This is a genomic window from Burkholderia sp. Bp9015, assembly GCF_003853505.1.
GTDB lineage: Bacteria > Pseudomonadota > Gammaproteobacteria > Burkholderiales > Burkholderiaceae > Burkholderia.
This window is the reverse complement of record NZ_QTPZ01000017.1, coordinates 97,356-114,178: the sequence shown is the minus strand read 5'-3', so window position 1 is coordinate 114,178 and position 16,823 is coordinate 97,356. Positions and strand designations below refer to the sequence as shown.

Genomic DNA, 16,823 nt, shown 5'->3' with positions numbered 1-16,823 from the left:
GCTTGCGCGGCGGCGCGCCGCTCACGTCACACCGTGCGCAGCTTCGACACGCGCCGGTTCTGCAGCATCACCAGGCGTTCCATGTACGCGAGATCCTTCGGCTCGATCGTGAACGCCGCGTGCACCCATTCCTCGGTGATGTCCATCAGCTCGGAACGCGTGAGATGGAACACGCGTTCGCGGGCGCGCAGCATCGCGCGCACGCCGTTCAGCTTCGGCTTCATCACGTCGATGAAGGTGCGTGTCGCGAGATATGCGTCGCCCGCGTCGAACGTCTGGTCGATCAGCCCGCGATCCTCGTACCACTCGGCCGCATGCGCCTCGCCGGACGAGATCAGCGATTCCGCGAGCCCGCGGTCCGCCTTGCGCGCGACCAGCGAATAGCCGCCCATGCCCGGGAACAGGTTGAACGCGATCTCGGGGAAGCCGAGCTTCACGCCCTTCTGCGCGAGCATGTAGTGGTGCGCGAGGGCGGCCTCGAAGCCGCCGCCCAGCGCGCTGCCCTCGACCATCGCGATCGAGATCGCCCCGGTGCCGAAGCCCGTGTAGATCTCGTATACGCCGTCGATGCACGAGCGCGCGTAGGCCATCAGCTGGTCGCGGCGGCCGCTGCGGATCGCGTCGACGAAGAAGCTCAGGTCGCCGCCGACGTTGAACAGCTCGGGGACGAGCGAGCCCGTCACCCAGAAGTCGAACGGCAGGCCCGAGTCGCGTGCGACGCGCGCGAGATGGATGATGTCGGTGACGAGTTGCTGGTTGAAGCACGGCCGCGGCTCCGATCGCAGCATCATCCACATGACGTTGCGGCCTTCTTCGTAGAACGCGGTCAGTTGCGTGAGTTCGCCTGCTTCGTAAAACGGACGGCACGCCGGATGGGATTGGAGTTGCATGGTATGTCCTCGAGAGATGTGGTTTTTCAGAGACCGACGCGGCCGGCGACGTGGAAACCTGCCCCCGCACGGCGCCGGCCGCGAGGCACCGCCATTGTTGCGCGCGCACAAATGTCGAATTGCGGGGAACAACGCATGACGGGGGCGCGGGCGGGTATCGCGTCCGGCGCGAACCGTGCGGGTCATGCGGGTGATGCGAACGATGTGGTCGATGTGATCGCCCGGCGGGAGAACCGTGATGAGAGGTGGGCGGGATCGGGCCGGTGGTCGTCAGGGGCGGTGAAGGCAGCGAAGGCAGCGAAGGCAGCGAAGGCAGCGAAGGCAGCGAAGGCGGTGAGGGCGGTGAGGGCGGCCGCGATGACGATGCCGTGCGCGATCCGCGCGATCGGCCGGCGGGCGGTACGGGCACGCCGCTTCGGCCGACGCGCGGCGTGCCGGCCGCTTACGCGGTGAAAGCGACGCCGTGCCGCCGACCGCGTCTCATGGATTGTGCGGACTGGTGCAGCGGCCGGGCGTCGGCTAGCTTTAGAAGATGACGCCGCCGCGCCCGGCGTCCCGGGAGGGGACCGTGACCGCATTCCAGAAGATGTGGCAGCTGCTCGTCGGGAAGCCGCTGGACCCGCTCGATCCGCGCACGCGCCATGCGATCGCGGTGACGCCGTTGCTGGCCTGGGTCGGACTCGGCGCGGACGGCCTGTCGTCGTCGTGCTACGGCCCGGAGGAGGCGTTCCTCGCGCTCGCGCACCACACGCCGCTTGCGCTGTTCCTCGCCTGCGCCACCGCGGCGACCGTGTTCATCATCGCGCTCGGCTACAACCAGGTGATCGAGCTGTTCCCGACCGGCGGCGGCGGCTATCGCGTCGCGACCTCGCTGCTCGGGTCGAAGCCGGGGCTCGTGTCGGGCGCTGCGCTGCTGGTCGACTACGTGCTGACCGTCGCGACGTCGCTCGCGAGCGGTGTCGACGCGTTCTTCAGCCTGCTGCCGGTCAGTGCGCAGGCGTTCAAGCTCACGACCGAGATCGTGCTGATCCTGCTGATGACGGGGCTCAACTTCCGCGGGATGCGCGAATCGATCATGGTGCTGCTGCCGATCTTCATCGGCTTCGTCGTGCTGCATTTCGGGCTGATCGTGTACGGCGTCGCGGTGCACGGCAGCGCGCTGGCGACGATCGTGCCCGACGCGGTGCACGAGGCGCACGGGATGTCGCAATCGCTCGGCGTGTTCGTGATGCTCGCATTGCTGATGCGCGCGTTCTCGCTCGGCGGCGGCACCTATACGGGCCTCGAGGCCGTGTCGAACAACGTGAACATGCTCGCCGATCCGCGCGTGCCGAACGGCAAGGCGACGATGTGGTACATGTCGACGTCGCTCGCGTTCACGGCCGGCGGCATCATCCTGCTGTACATGCTGTGGCACGCACGGCCCGTCGAAGGCGAGACGCTCAACGCGGTCGTGTTCGGCAGCGTGATCGATCATCTCGGGCTCGGCTCCGCGGTCGCGCGCCACGCGCTGCTCGCGGCGGTGCTCGCGTTCGAGGCAGGGCTGCTGCTGGTCGGCGCGCAGACGGGTTTTCTCGACGGGCCGGCGGTGCTGTCGAACATGGCGTCGGACTCGTGGGTGCCGCGCCATTTCCGCGACCTGTCGACGCGCCTCGTGCGGCAGAACGGCATCATCGTCGTCGGCCTGTCGGGCCTGCTGATCCTGCTGTGGACGCACGGCAGCGTCGACGTGCTCGTCGTGCTGTACAGCATCAACGTGTTCCTCACGTTCAGCATGTCGCTGCTGGGGCTGTGCACGTACTGGTGGCGCCATCGCAGCGAGCGCGGCTGGTTCAAGCACTTCTTCCTGTCGGCGCTCGGGTTCAGCGTGACGTCGACGGTGCTCGTCATCACGCTGATCGAGAAGTTCACGGCCGGCGGCTGGCTCACGGTGCTCGTGACGAGCGCGGTGATCGCGCTGTGCGTCATGATCAACCGCCACTACGCGTACACGCGCGCGCAGCTCGCGAAGGAAGACGCGCTGTTCTCGGGGCCGCCGCCTGCAGTCGACGAGGCGATGGCGCCGGGCAAGCCCGACCCGTCGCAGCCGACCGCGGTGCTGCTGGTCGGCAAGCATCGCGGCGCGAGCATGCACGCGCTGCTGTGGGTGAACCGGCTGTTTCCCGGGCACTTTCGCAACGTGATCTTTCTCGCGGTGGGCGAGGTCGATGCGAAGGCGTACGACGGGCACGAGCATCTCGAGCGGCTGCGTCACACGATCACCGAAGCGCTCGACTATTACGTCGCGCACTGCCGCCGCAACGGCATCGCGGCCGACTACCGGATCGCGTTCGGCACGAACCCGGTCGTCGAATTCATGAACCTCGCGTCGTCGACGCTCGATGCCTATCCGAACGCGGTGTGCTTCGCGAGCAAGCTGATCTTCAGGCGCGTGAATTTCCTGACCGCGTGGCTGCACAACCAGACGCCCGTCGAGCTGCAGGCGCGGCTGCACGTCGAGGGGCGGCAGATGGTGTTGTTGCCGATGAACGTCGGGTAGCGATGCACGCGGGAGACGCCCGCGCACGCCTGGAAACGATTCAACATGACGTGGCGCGTCAGAACGTTCAGTATCCGAAAGCTATTGCCCGTTTTCCCGGAAAGATTTGATAAGATGCGCGCGCTTCGACGCCATCAACAGAACGACAAATCCTTTCCGAGGGGCTCAATGAAGAACGCAGCATCGTCCGTATTCCATGTCGCGCGCCGTGGCCGCAACGCACTGTTCGCCGCCGCGCTGCTGTCACTTTCGTCGCTGGCGAGCGCTGGCGGCGACAAGCCGGGTGCGAAAGATCATCTGTTGCTCACGCGTTTCGCCGGCGCGACCATCACCGCATATTCGCAGACGCCGTTCGACGAGGCGTTCCTGCCGAACCAGCCGATCGACGACGAGAGGACCGCCAAGGGCCTGAATCTCGAAGGCAAGATCACGCGGATCTCGTACGCGATCGACGGCGGCCGGTCGACGCTGGAAGTCGAGCGCAACTATCTCGACGCGCTGCAGAAGGGCGGCTTCCAGATTCTGTTCCGCTGCACGGCGGAGCAGTGCGGAAAGAGCGGCGGCAACGACTTCCAGAGCGTCGTGATCAATTCCGGCCGGCTGCGGCAGGCGGGCGGCGGCGACGCGAACTTCGGCGACAAGCACCGCACGATCCTCGCGAAGCTGCCGCGAGCGTCCGGCGATGCGTATGTGTTCCTGCACATCATGGACAATTCGGCATCGAACAAGCGCACGCTCGTCTACGAGGAAGTCGTCGAAGTGAAGCCGATGCAGACCGGGCAAGTCAAGGTGCTCGATTCCGGTGCGCTGCAGAAGGGCCTCGCCGCGACGGGCAAGATCGCGCTGTACGGCATCTACTTCGACACCGACAAGGCGCAGGTGAAGCCCGAGTCGAAGCCGCAGCTCGACGAGATGGCGAAGCTGCTGACGGCGAATCAGGCGCTGAAGGTGTACATCGTCGGCCATACCGACAATCAAGGGCAGTTCGCGCACAACGCCGACCTGTCGCAAAAGCGTGCGGAGGCCGTCGCGCAGGCACTGGCGACGACCTACAAGATCGCGCCGGCGCGGCTCGTCGCGAAGGGTGTCGGGTCGCTGTCGCCGGTTGCGTCCAACGGCGACGACGCCGGCCGCGCGCAGAACCGCCGCGTCGAACTCGTGCAGCAATAACGCACGCCGGACCGGGCGCACGCGCTGCGCGAACGAACAGGGCCGCGGCAACGCGACCGTGACGGGCGATGTGACGCCGACGCGCTACGACCTCAAGGGGCAATTGCACGGGCAGCATGCACAGGCCGGCGCATACACGCTCGCGTGGACGTGGCGCGGCAAGCGCGTCGGCGATTGCCATTGAACGCAACGACGCTCGACGCGCAAGCAGCCGGACCACGAGCGCCCTTCTGCGCCCGTTGATGTCCTCGAGAAACATGTGCCGCCATTCCGGGGCTGTACGCTTGAAGGGGCTCGACGTGCGCGGCGCGCTTTCCGCTTACGAATGGTGATGCGTATGCGAGCGTGCCGAGCGCTGCGACGAGCGGTGCAGCAGCCGGTCGCGCGTGCGGTCGCGGCTGCGCCGTTCCGCGAAGAACAGCACCGCGAACACGAGGACCGCGAGCATCAGGATGATCGCGACGATAGCGTTTTCCATGTCGCCTCCGGCAGGTAGGGGCCGGTGCCGCTCGTTCCGACCCCGGGCCGCGAACGCGCACACGGCGCAGCGGAAACGGGGGGCAAGAACGAGGGCCAGGCCGCGTTCGCGTCAGCATCGGCATCGCTTCGATCAGCGCGATTCCGAGCCGCGCGCCGATCGCGGCGCCGACACGTTCAGGATGCCACCGTTCGAGATGCAGCGCACCGATCGGGATCACGCCCGGCAGCGCGAACGCGATCACGAGATAACGGATTTCGAATTCGTGTCGATCGGCACGATGTCTCCATCCCCATGTCGGCGTGTCGAATTCACCCGATCGTCATGCGTTTCGGCGACCTCGCACGCGCGCGTTACGCGCCCAAATAATATGTCGCGACATGACATAAATGGCGATCGCGCAGCCAGCAGGGCGCGAAAGTTCGACAGTCATGCCTGCATGACGCATGCGCGCTTCCTCGTGCGCCCGGTGCATGGCGGCGCGGGCCGCCGCCCCGTGGCTTGACGCTCGCGGGCACGTCACCCACACTGGGTCGAACGACGGGGCGCGGCGCGCGCCAATGCGTGCCCGTTGCGTCCCGACCTGAACACGAACGCGCGGAGAGCTTCGACGTGGTGCGTTTTCCGTTCCGATCGACCGGCAGGCTGCCGGGTCGCGCCGCAACGCTCGCGGTTGCCGTGACCGCGATCGCGCTGGCGTTCGTGCGTCCCGCGTTCGCCGACGCGGGCGACGCCGCGCCCGTCACGCTCGTCAGCGACGTCCATGTATTCGTGATCCAGCACGACGGCTCGCTCGACGAGGACGACGATTCGACACTGCGCGCGAACGATGCGAACGGGATCGATGCGATCGCGCAGCGTTACGTGTGGTTCGACAAGAACCTCGAGAAGGTCGACCTGGTCGCGGCCGAGACGATCGATCGCGACGGCGTCGCGCATCCGGTCGGTCCGGAAGGTATCCGCGATGTGCAGGAGCCGCGCTCGGCCGGCGCACCGACGTTCCAGGACGGGCTGCTGCGCACCGTCGTGTTTCCCGGCGTCGAAGCCGGATCGAGCACGCGCATCGCGTTCCGCAAGTCGCGCACGAAGCCGGTCAACGCAGGTTACTTCGGCTACTACGTCGAACCGTCGCGCGAGCCGGTGGAGAACCAGCGGCTGATCTTCGACGTGCCGGCCGACATGCCGCTGCATGCGGACGCACGCGGTTACGTCGCGCTGCCGCCGGTGACCGCGAACGGCCGCACGCGCTACGCATTCGAATACCGGCACGGCACGTACGACCGGATCGAGAACGGCTCGGTCGGCTATCCGACCTACGGCGACCGGCTCGTGGTGTCCACGCTACCCGACTACGCGGCGTTCGCCGCGCGCTACCGCAACGCGGCCGTCGACCCGGGCGCAAACGATCCGGCCGTCGTGCAACTGGCGCGCGCGCTCACCGCCGGCACCGCCGATCCGCGCGATCGCGCGCGCGTCCTGTACGACTGGGTGCAGGCGAACGTGCGTTACGTCGCGCTTTTTCTCGGCGAGACGGCCGCCGCGCCGCACCGCGTGACCGACATCCTGCGCAACCGCTACGGCGACTGCAAGGACCACGTCGCGCTGTTCGGCGCGTTGCTCGCGGCGGCCGGCATCCGCAGCGAAGCGGTGCTGATCAATCTCGGCTCCGTGTACACGCTGCCGTCGGTGCCCGGTTACGGCGGCGGCGCGATCAATCACGCGATCACGTGGCTGCCCGATCTCGGCGTCTACGCGGACACCACGACGGCCGGCATCGCGTTCGGCTACCTGCCGCCGATCGTGATGGACCGGCCGGCGCTGCTCGTCGACACCGGCGTGCTGTCGCGCACGCCGGCCACGCAGCCGAAGCACCGCGCCGCGCGCGTGGAGATCGATGCCGCGCAACCGGGCGCCGCGCGGTTTCATGCGCGCGTCGAGGACGACGGCTGGACCGCGGAACTCGAACGCACGCTGTTTCGCCGGGCGGCGCCCGACCGCATCCGGCAGCTCGCGAACGAACGGCTGCGGCAAAGCGGGCTGCGCGGCCGCGCGCAGATCGCGACGAGCGATCGCCGTGCGACGGACGGGCCGTTCGACGTCACGTATGCCGGCACGCTCGATCACTTCGTGTGGCCGGACGGCACGACCGCCGTGCCTGCGCTGTCGAGTCTCACGGGCGGCATCGCGACGCAGGTCGAGGGCTGGCTGGCCGAGCCCGTGCGCACGCAGCCGTGGGCATGCATCGGCGGCACGTTCGACGAGACCGGCCAGGTCGCGCTGCCGGCCGACGTCGCGGTGACCGACCTGCCGGCCGATACGGCCGTGCACGACCGTTTCGTCGAGTTCACGTCGCATTACGTATTCGATGCGGCCGCGCACGTCGTGCAGGTCACGCGGAGGATGAAGGCCGAATTCGGCCGCCAGGTCTGCACGCCCGACGAGTTCACGGCGCTGCGCGCGTCGCTCGAACGCATCGAACGCGATACGCAGGCGCAGATCGTCGTGCGGGCCAGGCAACGTTGAAGGTCGGGCGCGGCGCACGCGGCGCCCGGTGCAATCGCGCGTGCGGCCGAAGCCGGCCGGCGCGCAGGAGAGGAACATGACGGAACGGGAACACGAGATCGCCGATTTGTCGAAGGAATTGCTGGGCCGGATCGTGCAGGGTGCGGTGACGAACGGCGCGCCGGTGGATGCGCAACAGTGTGCGGCGCTGGCCGTGAAGTGCGCGACGGCGCTGATTGACGCGCTCGACGCGCGCAGCGGCTGAACGGAATCGTCACGCGCGGCGGCCGATCGTGCGATGCCGGGGCGACCCGGCAGGCGTTCGCTGCGCCGTGCGTTGCGCGTGACGCGTTACACGTCACGCATCGGCGTGCGTGTCGCCTTCGGCACGCACCGCGCCCGGCGGCCTGCCGACCACGCGCTTGAACGCGCGGCTGAACGCGGCGAGCGACCCGTAGCCGAGCCGGTACGCCACCGCTTCGATCGTCTCGCCCTCGCGGGCAATCCACTGCGCGGCGAGCCGCATCCGCAACTCGGTCAGGTAACGCACCGGCGTCATCCCGGTGGCCGCGAGAAAGCGCTCGGCGAATACCGAGCGCGACACGCCCGCTTCGGCGGCCAGTTCCGCGACGCTCCAGTTGCGCCCCGGATCGCGATGCAGCGCGACGATCGCGCGGCCGAGCTTCGGCTCGCGCAACGCCTGCACCCAGCCCGTCGCGTCGCCGCATCCGCACTCGACCCAGCCGCGCACGATGAACGCGGCGACCACGTCCGCGAGCCGTGCGAGGATGCCCGCGAAGCCCGCGCGCGCGGCGCACGATTCGCGTTCCATCGCGTCGAGCATCGGGCGGATTTCCGGGTAGCGCGCGAGCAGCGTGCCGACGTGCATGAATGCCGGCATCGTCCCGACGAGCGGCTGCATGCCGCCGAGATCGAGCTCCATGCACGCGCTGAAGATCAGCGCATCGCCGGCGGCCGGCTCCGTCGCGGCGCACGTCGTCGCGCCCACCGACGCGACCGTGTCGCAGATCTTCGCGGCCGCGAAGCCGCCGATCTCGCGGCACGGCGCGTCCGGATCGGACACCAGCGCATGCGTGCGGCCGTGCGGCAGCAGGATCGCGTCGCCGGCCTCGAGCCGCACCGTCGTGCCGTCCGCGTCGCGCAGCAGCACGGGCCCGCGCCCGACGAAATGGAACTGCGCGCGGCCCGGCGCATGGCCGAAGCTCAGCCCGAACGGCCGCGGCACCTGGATCCGGCGGTACTGCACGCCGCTCAGGCGCATTCCCAGCAGCAACTCGCTGACGAGGTCGTGTACGTCGGGCACGGGGGGAAGCAAGGGCTCGGACATCGCGAGATTCGGACGATCGATCAACAAGAACGGATTGTATGTCATAGACCGTCCTGCCGCTGTTCCTTACGATACGCTCTCATCAGTACTTTCCCTAACCGACACGGAACCCCGCATGAATCCCGGAATCTCCTCGGCCGCTTCGACGGCGGCCCCCCGTGAACCGGCCTGGGGCGCGGTGTTCGCGATGACGCTCGGCGTGTTCGGCCTCGTCACCGCCGAATTCTTGCCCGCGAGCCTGCTCACGCCGATGGCCGACAGCCTCGGCGTGACCGAAGGCGTGGCCGGGCAGGCCGTCACGGCCACCGCGACGGTCGCGCTCGTCACGAGCCTGCTGATCTCGGCGCTGACGCGCACGATCGACCGCCGGCGCGTGCTGCTCGCGTTCTCGGTGCTGCTCGTCGCGTCGAATCTCGCGGTCGCGTTCGCGCCCGGCCTGACGACGCTGCTGATCGGCCGCGTCGTGCTCGGCATCGCGCTCGGCGGTTTCTGGACGATGGCGACGGCCACCGCGATGCGGCTCGTGCCGGCCGCGATGGTGCCGCGTGCGCTGTCGATCATCTTCAGCGGCGTGGCGGTCGCGACGATCGCGTCCGCGCCGATGGGCAGTTATTTCGGGCACCTGATCGGCTGGCGCAACTTGTTCCTGATCGCGGCCGGGCTCGGCGCGCTCGCGTTCGTGTCGCAGGTCATGACGCTGCCGTCGATGCCGCCGAGCGGCACCACGCGGCTGCGCACGCTCGTCGACGTGCTGCGCCGGCCGACCGTCGGCCTCGGGATGTTCGCGACGATCCTCGTGTTCACCGGGCATTTCGCGTTCTTCACGTATCTGCGGCCGTTCCTCGAACAGGTCGCGGGCGTCGGCGTGAACGGGCTGTCGGCGATCCTGCTCGGCTACGGGATCGCGAACTTCGTCGGCACGTCGCTCGCCGGGCGCGTGCTCGAGCACCGGCTGCGGCCGATGCTGATCGGGATGCCCGCGCTGATGGTCGTGCTCGGCGTCGCGCTCGTCGCGCTCGGCCGCGCGCCGATGATCGACGCGGTGCTCGTCGCGTTGTGGGGGATGGCGTTCGGCGGCGTGCCGGTCGCCTGGTCGACGTGGGTCACGCGCACCGTGCCCGACGAAGCCGAGAGCGCGGGCGGGCTGATCGTCGCGGCGATCCAGCTCGCGATCGCGACGGGCGCGGCGGCCGGCGGCGTCGTGTTCGACGCGAACGGCGCGGGCGGCGTGTTCCTGGGCGCGGCCGCGGTGCTGGCCGTCGCGGTCGCGACGATCGTGACCGGCGTGCCGAAGCGGGTTGGCGTGGCGCCGGCGCTGGCCGACTGACGGATTGCGGCACGCCGATGCGCGCGATCGCGCATCGGCTAGTGGCGCGGCGAGGTCGCGCCAGTCGTGCAACAGCCGGCCCGGTTCATGCGGCGTGGCGTGGCCGAATCGATCGTATCAAGCGGATAGCGGGACAGGACGCCGCCTGGGCGATGTGCGCCGCCGGCATGGCGGCGCGACGCCCGAAGCGTGCTTTCGGCATCTGCTCGCTGTCGATGAAACCGCCGGAAACCTACGCACTGCGGCTCGCAACCGTCATCGACGGCGCGCTCAGCGGCGGGCAGGTACTGCATGCGCACGGGCCCGTGCGCTTCCTGCAGGAATGCGCGCAACTGCTGATGCCGAAGAAGGGCCGGAAGTGAATGACGTGACGCGCCGCTTCAGCCGCGCGTAGCCGGATCCTCCGACAGCGCGCGCAACTGGCCGCGCAACACATCGACTGCTTCCGGCGCGAACGGCCGTTCGATCTCGGTATGGGTCTGCTGCCAGAGCGGGAACGCTTCGGCCAGCAACTGATGACCGGCCGGCGTGAGTTCGAGCAGGCGGCTGCGCTTGTCGTCCGGATCCGTCGTGATCGTGAGCAGCCCGCGCCGCTCGAGCGGCTTGAGCGCGGCGGTCAGCGTGGTGCGATCCATCGCGAGCAATGACGCGACCGATTTCATCGCGGCCGGCTGCGGCCGGTTCAGCGACATCAGCAGCGAGAACTGGCCGTTGGTGAGATCCAGCGGACGCAGCACATCGTCGAAGATGCGCGCGAGATTGCGCGCCGCGCGCTGCATGTGCAGGCACAGGCAGCAATCGCGCACCATCAGCGTCGTTTCGAAAGGGAGCTTTTCTTTGCGTGCCATGTTGCAATTGTGTTGATATCAACCTACTGTGTCAAGGGCGAGGTGCGGCAGCCCGCCGTGCCCGCCATCGGACGGAGGAAGCATGAGTGCTCAACAGCAGTTGTATCTCGCGGTATTCCTCGGCAGCAAGGATAGCCCGGGCATGAAGGCGTGGATGGCGTTGCCGGAGGACGAGCGGCGCACGCGGGAGCGCGAAGGGATCGCCGCGTGGCACGCGTGGGTCGAGCGGCATCGCGACGCGATCGTCGAGCCCGGCGGGCCGCTCGGCAAGACCAAGACGATCGGCAAGGGCGGCGTGACGGACACCGCCAATGCGATGAGCGGCTTCACCGTGGTGCGCGCCGCATCGCACGACGCGGCCGCCGCGCTGTTCGAGGGCCATCCGCATTTCACGCTGTTCCCGGGCGATGCGATCGACGTGATGCCGGTGCTCCCGGTACCCGGCATGTGAGCGGCGACAGGCGCTGCATGCGTGGGCGAAGCGGCCGAAGTGATCGAAGCATTCACATCATTCGAAGCACTCGAAGCACTCGAAGCACTCGAAGCACTCGAAGCATTCGAAGCATTCGAAGCATTCGAAGCATTCGAAGCATTCGAAGCATTCGAAGCGGCCGATTGGCCGTCGCCTGCGCGCGGCGATTTTTCCCGACATTATCGATGGAGACATTGCGATGAAGCTTTACGGATTCGCCGGCACGCGCACGCAACGCGCGCTCTGGGGGCTCAAGGAACTGGACGCGGATTTCGAGTTCGTGTCGGTCAACCTGCTAAAAGGCGAGCACAAGCGGCCCGAATTCCTGCGCCTCAATCCGGCCGGCAAGGTGCCCGTGCTGGTGGACGGCGACCTCGTGATTCCCGAGTCGGCCGCGATCGTGCTGTATCTCGCGGACAAGTACCCGGAGAAGGCGCTGCTGCCCGTCGATCTCGCTTTGCGCGCGCAGGCCTATCGATGGGTCATGTTCGCGGTGACGGAGCTTGAACAGCCGTTGTGGCGGATTACGCGCCATTCGTTCCTCTATCCGCCGGAAAAGCGCTCGCCGGCCGATATCGAGCTGGCACGCGAGGATTTCGCGACGATGGCCGCGATCCTCGACAGGCATCTCGAAGGGCGCGAATTCATCGTCGGCGACACGCTGACGGTGGCCGATTGCGTGACGGTCTACCTGATCGACTGGGCGAGCGAATGCCACCTGATCGAACCGTTCCCGCAATTGCGTGCGTACCTCGAGCGGCTTTATGCGCGGCCGAAGGCGCCGCAGCGGATCGCGGACGCACGCAAGGCGGCGTGAAGCGGCGGTCGGTCATGTCGACGGGCGTGATCGATCGCGGCCGCGCGATCTTGCGGGCTTGCGGTTACGCCACCGCGTCAGGCGCACCCAGCGCGCGACACAGCACTGACAAGTCGCGAACGGTCAGATGCGGCGACGGGGCACGATGCGCAGCGTGCTCCGCTTGCGCCCCTGCGTGACGCACGACCCACGCTGCCTGAAGCCCCGCATTCAACGCGCCGACGATATCGAGGTGAAAGTCGTCGCCGACGTGCAGCAGCTCCGCCGCAGGCACGCCGAGCGTCGCGGCGGCCGCATGGAAGATTTCCGGCTCGGGCTTCGCGAACCCGAACGCACGCGCGCTGAGCGTTTCACGGAAGAACTCGCCGCCGCCGGTCAGTTGAAGGTCCGCATTGCCGTTCGTCACCGCGATCAGCGGAAACCGCGCGCTCAACCACGCGAGCGCCGGCAATGCATCGTCGAAGAACTCGACCTGGTTTCGCGCCGAATAGAACACGTCGTAGGCGCGGTCGGTCAGTGAGACGTCTTCGTTCGCGCGCTGCAACGCCAGCCGGATCGATCCGATGCGCAACGCGCGATAGTCGCCGACGAGATCTGGCCGCGAGCGTTCGTATTCATCGCGCAGTTGAGCCAGCGTCTGCGACGTCGGCAGCACGCTCGCGGTATCGGGGGCGTGCGCGATCAGCCACGCATGCAGCGACGCCTCGGCCCGTGCGACGGAAGGGCCGAACGGCCATAGCGTGTCGTCAAGATCGAACGAGATGGCGGAAACTTTGGATAGACGCATGGCGATGGAAGATATCACGCCGTTGCCGTTCACCACGGCCACGGGATCGAGCGTCCCGTGCCGCGCTCGACGGCCTGCCGATACAGGAAGCGCGCCACGGTCAGGTCCTGCAGCGCGAGCCCCGTCATGTCGAATACGGTGATCTCGCCCGGCGAGCGATCGACCGACACGGTCCCGGCGAGCACGTCGCCGATTTCGGTGCGCGGCAGATCGGGCGCCCATTGGCACTCGCCGATGCCACGCGCCTGCTCGTGATCGTCCACGAAAATGCGCGCGCGCTGCAGCAAGCCTTCGGGAAGCTCGCGCTTGCCCGCGGTGTCCGCGCCGACGCAGGTCAGGTGGGTGCCGGGCTGAACCGCGTCCGCATCGAACAGCGGGCCGCCGCCCGGCGTGGCCGTGATGACCACGTCGCTGTCGGCCACCGCATCGTTTCGGTCGCGTGCGACGCGGATGTCGCAGCGTTCGCGGAATGCCGATTCGAACACCGCGTCCGCTTCGCCGCGCGCGTTCACGTACTGCACCGCGCACCGTTGCGGGAGCAGCCTGAGCGCACGGTCGAGCTGGACGCGCGCCTGCACGCCGGTGCCGAACACGCAGATGCGCGTACTGTCGCGGCGGGCCAGCGCCTGCAGGCCGAGGCCGCCGGCCGCGCCGGTCCGGGCGGTGGTGATCGCGTTGCCGTCCATGATGCAGAGCGGGCGGCCGGTGGCCGGATCGAACAGCGCGATCGTCGCCTGGTGCGGCTCGCCGCCCAGGCTGCGATTGCCGGGCCAGAATCCGGCCGCCTTGAAGCCGAGCAGATCCTGGCTCGCGACGTCGCCCGACTTGATGCCGAACACGCCGCCGGTATGCAGCTTCTCGCGCACGACCGGGAACACGCGCCCCGCGCGTTGGCTGTGCAGCACGAAGGCTTCGCGGACCGCCGCCATCACGTGTTCGGCTTGAAGGGCCGGTTCGACGACATCCCGGTCGAGAAGAAGGAGGTGGGCGTCTGTCGGCATGGTGGGGGAGCCTGTCGGATGCAATGTGAATCGCGGTTTTATAGTTTGTATAAAATTGGACAAATAGTCAATGTTGGGAGGGCGGTCAGTCGGTCGCGCGCGGCGGCCGGTTGCGTCGCCGGACGTCGGCGTATCAGTTCGCCGCACCGGCGAACGCCACCGCGCCGCCTCTGCTTACCACCCATAGAAGCGCGGCCAGCTCTGCACGATGCCGTCGTCGCCCAGCGCCTGGTATTCCGGATGTTGCGCGCCGGTCGCGCACGCGTGGTTCGGCAGAATCCGCAAACGGGTCCCGATCGGAAACCGCTTCGCGATATCCGTGTCCGGCGTCCCGATGCGGGACACGATGCCGTGCTCCTGATTGGCCGCGCTCATCACGTACTCGCCGAGCACGTCACCGTCTTCGCTACACACCTGCCCGTAGCCGAAATCCCGCGCCTGCCGCTGCGTGCCGCGATCGCGGCTCATCGCCATCCAGCCCGCGTCGACGATGGCCCAGCCTTTTTCTTCCTGGTGCCCGATGACGGTGGTCAGCACCGACAGCGCGATGTCGGACAGCGCGCACACGCCGACGTTGTGCATCACGAGGTCGAACAGCACGTACACGCCCGCGCGGACTTCGGTCACGCCGTCGAGACGCTCCGCGGACAGCGCGGTCGGCGTCGAACCGATGCTGACGACCGGGCAGGGCAGCCCGGCGGCCCTGAGGCGCTCCGCGGCGTGCACGGTCCGGCTGCGCTCCTGTTCGGCGATCGCGACCAGCGCGTCGCGGGTGTCGTATTCGTAGCTGGAGCCGGCGTGCGCGAGCACGCCGCCGAGCGTCATGCCGCCGTCGACCAGCGCGCGGCCGACGTCGATCAGCAGGTCGTCGTCGGGGGCGATCCCCGAGCGATGGCCGTCGACATCGACCTCGATCCAGACTTCGAAGCGCTCGCCGTGCTCGCGCCCGAACGCTGCGATCGCATTCGCGGCCTGCAGGCTGTCGGCGACGATCTTCAGGTCGCAGCCCTGCCGGCGCAACGCGAGCGCCTGGCCGAGCTTCGCGGGAATCATGCCGACCGCGTAGACGATGTCGCGCACGCCGCCCGCGAAGAACTGCTCGGCTTCCTTCAGCGTCGATACCGTGATGCCTTGCGCGCCGGCCGCAACCTGCGCGTCGACGACGTGCTGGCACTTGGTCGTCTTCACGTGCGGCCGGAACCTGACGCCGAGCGCGTCCAGACGCGCCTGCATGCGCGCGATGTTGTCACGCATGCGGCCGACGTCGATCAATGCGGCGGGGGTGTTGAGAAGGAGGGGAATGCCCATGATGCGTTGCCTCGGTGGATTGCCGACAGCGAACACAGTAGGGCGTTTGGCGCGCAGCGTGTTTAACGCATGCCAAATCGAGCATTAAGCAGCATTTAATCCCGGGACCGCGCTCATGCCTTGCCGCGCCACGGCGGCGGAGCGAGGAATTGCGTCGCGGCTTCGAGGAAAACCCGCTGCCGCGCGGAGCGGCCCGTGCGTGACGGCAGCAGCGCGGTCACGGGCGCGGGCGGCAAATGCCAGTCGGGCAGCAGCCTGACCAGCTTGCCGTTCGCCAGCAGCGGCGCGACGTCCCACTCGGAGCGCTCGACGATGCCGAGTCCGGCAAGCGCCCAGTCGGTGATGACGGTGCCGTCGTTCGACGACAGCGCGCCCGTGACGCGAATCACCGCCGATCGTCTGGATTCGCCCTTGCCGTCGCCGGCTTGCGAGAAGCGCCAGCGCGGCACGTCCTCGTCGTTCTCGCGCAGGCACAGGCAGTCGTAGTGCGCGAGGTCGGACGGATGGTCCAGTTGCTTGATGCGCCGCGCGTAACCGGGGCTCGCGCACAGGAAGCGCTCGTTGGGCGCGAGCGGATAGCCGATCCACGACGACGACTTCAGGCTGCCGACATGGATGACCACGTCGGCCCCCGACGCGCTGGTCAGCGGACTCTCCGACAGGTGCAGCGAGATTTCGAGCTTCGGATGCGCGCGTTGCACGTCGCGCACGATCCGCGCGACGTACTTGCGTCCGAAGCCGAACGGCGCGACGACGCGCAGCGTGCCCTGCACGTCGCCGTGATCGCCCGCGATGTTGCCCGGCAGCGCGTCCACGCGCTCGAGAATCTCCACGGCTTCCCGATAAAGCCGCTGACCTTCGTCGGTCAACTCGATCCCTTTCGGCTGCCGCACGGCGAGCCGGGCGTCCAGCCGCGCCTCCATCCGCTGCAGGCGGATCGTGACCGCGGGCGGGGTGAGGTCGAGCAGGCGCGCGGCGGATGCCAATGAACGCGACGCGCCGATCGCGCGCACGAGGCGAAGGTCGTCGAGGTCGAGCATTGCGTGTCCTTTAATGCTGGCGTTGCCGGGCATTAAACATCACATTGCATGAAGCATGTAGCACTACGCCGCCGCGGTCCCCATGCGGGGGCATGCGTTTCACGTCGCGCGCCCGAATTCGCGCGATTTTGGGGTGAAGGCGGTACGCCGCCGCAAGCCGCGCTGACGCGCCGCAACATCGCGGCCGACACCCGGCCGACCCCCGATAGCCGGCAGTCCGATGCAATCCGGCGCCGCCCAAAACCCGCGCGCCGTTGTGTTCTGTCCCCCAACTTCTGCCCGGTTCGCCCGCCACA

17 protein-coding genes are annotated in these 16,823 nt (G+C 68.2%); 9 read left to right on the top strand and 8 right to left on the bottom strand.

Features of this window, described 5'->3' with window-relative positions:
- Window positions 1-26: 26 nt before the first annotated feature.
- Window positions 27-890 carry a crotonase/enoyl-CoA hydratase family protein gene (locus DIE12_RS19660; RefSeq protein WP_124487711.1) on the bottom strand — a complete coding sequence of 288 codons (864 nt, stop codon included), beginning with the start codon at window positions 888-890 and terminating at the stop codon, window positions 27-29.
- Between the two features lie 568 nt (window positions 891-1,458).
- Here DIE12_RS19660 and DIE12_RS19650 point away from each other — a divergent pair.
- The 3 genes from DIE12_RS19650 (at window position 1,459) to DIE12_RS38950 (ending at window position 4,783) form a co-directional block, all read left to right on the top strand.
- Window positions 1,459-3,429, top strand: coding sequence for an APC family permease (locus DIE12_RS19650; protein ID WP_124487709.1), 1,971 nt, complete (start codon window positions 1,459-1,461; stop codon window positions 3,427-3,429).
- A gap of 168 nt (window positions 3,430-3,597) precedes the next feature.
- Window positions 3,598-4,599 (top strand): OmpA family protein, encoded by a 1,002-nt coding sequence (locus DIE12_RS19645; protein ID WP_124520396.1) that lies wholly within the window; start codon window positions 3,598-3,600, stop codon window positions 4,597-4,599.
- Window positions 4,600-4,657: 58 nt separating this feature from the next.
- The gene (locus DIE12_RS38950; protein ID WP_260439219.1) at window positions 4,658-4,783 is read left to right on the top strand and encodes a hypothetical protein; all 126 of its coding nucleotides are present in this window, start codon (window positions 4,658-4,660) and stop codon (window positions 4,781-4,783) included.
- Between the two features lie 135 nt (window positions 4,784-4,918).
- On the opposite strand, the gene DIE12_RS38125 is transcribed toward DIE12_RS38950, so the two are convergent.
- On the bottom strand, window positions 4,919-5,077 hold the full coding sequence (locus tag DIE12_RS38125; RefSeq protein WP_185500344.1) for a hypothetical protein: 159 nt from the start codon (window positions 5,075-5,077) through the stop codon (window positions 4,919-4,921).
- A 612-nt stretch (window positions 5,078-5,689) separates the two neighbouring features.
- Between DIE12_RS38125 and DIE12_RS19635 the strand changes: the two genes are divergently transcribed.
- A complete protein-coding gene (locus tag DIE12_RS19635; RefSeq protein ID WP_124520395.1) occupies window positions 5,690-7,600 on the top strand; it encodes a DUF3857 and transglutaminase domain-containing protein in 1,911 nt (636 codons plus the stop codon).
- Window positions 7,601-7,676: 76 nt separating this feature from the next.
- Complete coding sequence (locus DIE12_RS38120; RefSeq protein WP_185640969.1) at window positions 7,677-7,844, top strand: hypothetical protein; 168 nt, start codon at window positions 7,677-7,679, stop codon at window positions 7,842-7,844.
- 93 nt (window positions 7,845-7,937) lie between these two features.
- Here DIE12_RS38120 and DIE12_RS19630 read toward each other — a convergent pair whose 3' ends face one another.
- Window positions 7,938-8,972, bottom strand: a complete 1,035-nt coding sequence (locus DIE12_RS19630) for an AraC family transcriptional regulator (RefSeq protein WP_124487704.1) — start codon at window positions 8,970-8,972, stop codon at window positions 7,938-7,940.
- A 70-nt stretch (window positions 8,973-9,042) separates the two neighbouring features.
- On the opposite strand from DIE12_RS19630, the gene DIE12_RS19625 reads away from it, so the two are divergent.
- Entirely contained in the window at window positions 9,043-10,254 is a 1,212-nt protein-coding gene (locus DIE12_RS19625) for an MFS transporter (RefSeq protein WP_124520394.1), read from the top strand.
- 17 nt (window positions 10,255-10,271) lie between these two features.
- Window positions 10,272-10,616, top strand: a complete 345-nt coding sequence (locus DIE12_RS38670; protein ID WP_260429029.1) for a hypothetical protein — start codon at window positions 10,272-10,274, stop codon at window positions 10,614-10,616.
- An 18-nt stretch (window positions 10,617-10,634) separates the two neighbouring features.
- On the opposite strand, the gene DIE12_RS19615 is transcribed toward DIE12_RS38670, so the two are convergent.
- Window positions 10,635-11,102, bottom strand: coding sequence for a MarR family winged helix-turn-helix transcriptional regulator (locus tag DIE12_RS19615; RefSeq protein WP_044847277.1), 468 nt, complete (start codon window positions 11,100-11,102; stop codon window positions 10,635-10,637).
- Between the two features lie 82 nt (window positions 11,103-11,184).
- Between DIE12_RS19615 and DIE12_RS19610 the strand changes: the two genes are divergently transcribed.
- Both DIE12_RS19610 and DIE12_RS19605 read left to right on the top strand, forming a co-directional pair.
- Entirely contained in the window at window positions 11,185-11,553 is a 369-nt protein-coding gene (locus DIE12_RS19610; RefSeq protein ID WP_124487701.1) for a hypothetical protein, read from the top strand.
- 220 nt (window positions 11,554-11,773) lie between these two features.
- Complete coding sequence (locus DIE12_RS19605; protein ID WP_124487700.1) at window positions 11,774-12,391, top strand: glutathione S-transferase family protein; 618 nt, start codon at window positions 11,774-11,776, stop codon at window positions 12,389-12,391.
- A 64-nt stretch (window positions 12,392-12,455) separates the two neighbouring features.
- Here DIE12_RS19605 and DIE12_RS19600 read toward each other — a convergent pair whose 3' ends face one another.
- The 4 genes from DIE12_RS19600 to DIE12_RS19585 all read right to left on the bottom strand — a co-directional run bounded on the left by DIE12_RS19600 (window position 12,456) and on the right by DIE12_RS19585 (window position 16,527).
- The gene (locus tag DIE12_RS19600) at window positions 12,456-13,178 is read right to left on the bottom strand and encodes an HAD family hydrolase (RefSeq protein ID WP_124520420.1); all 723 of its coding nucleotides are present in this window, start codon (window positions 13,176-13,178) and stop codon (window positions 12,456-12,458) included.
- 29 nt (window positions 13,179-13,207) lie between these two features.
- The gene (locus DIE12_RS19595; protein WP_124520393.1) at window positions 13,208-14,179 is read right to left on the bottom strand and encodes an ornithine cyclodeaminase family protein; all 972 of its coding nucleotides are present in this window, start codon (window positions 14,177-14,179) and stop codon (window positions 13,208-13,210) included.
- A gap of 174 nt (window positions 14,180-14,353) precedes the next feature.
- The gene (locus DIE12_RS19590) at window positions 14,354-15,487 is read right to left on the bottom strand and encodes a DSD1 family PLP-dependent enzyme (protein WP_124520392.1); all 1,134 of its coding nucleotides are present in this window, start codon (window positions 15,485-15,487) and stop codon (window positions 14,354-14,356) included.
- Between the two features lie 113 nt (window positions 15,488-15,600).
- Entirely contained in the window at window positions 15,601-16,527 is a 927-nt protein-coding gene (locus DIE12_RS19585; protein ID WP_124520391.1) for a LysR family transcriptional regulator, read from the bottom strand.
- Between the last annotated feature and the right edge of the window lie 296 nt (window positions 16,528-16,823).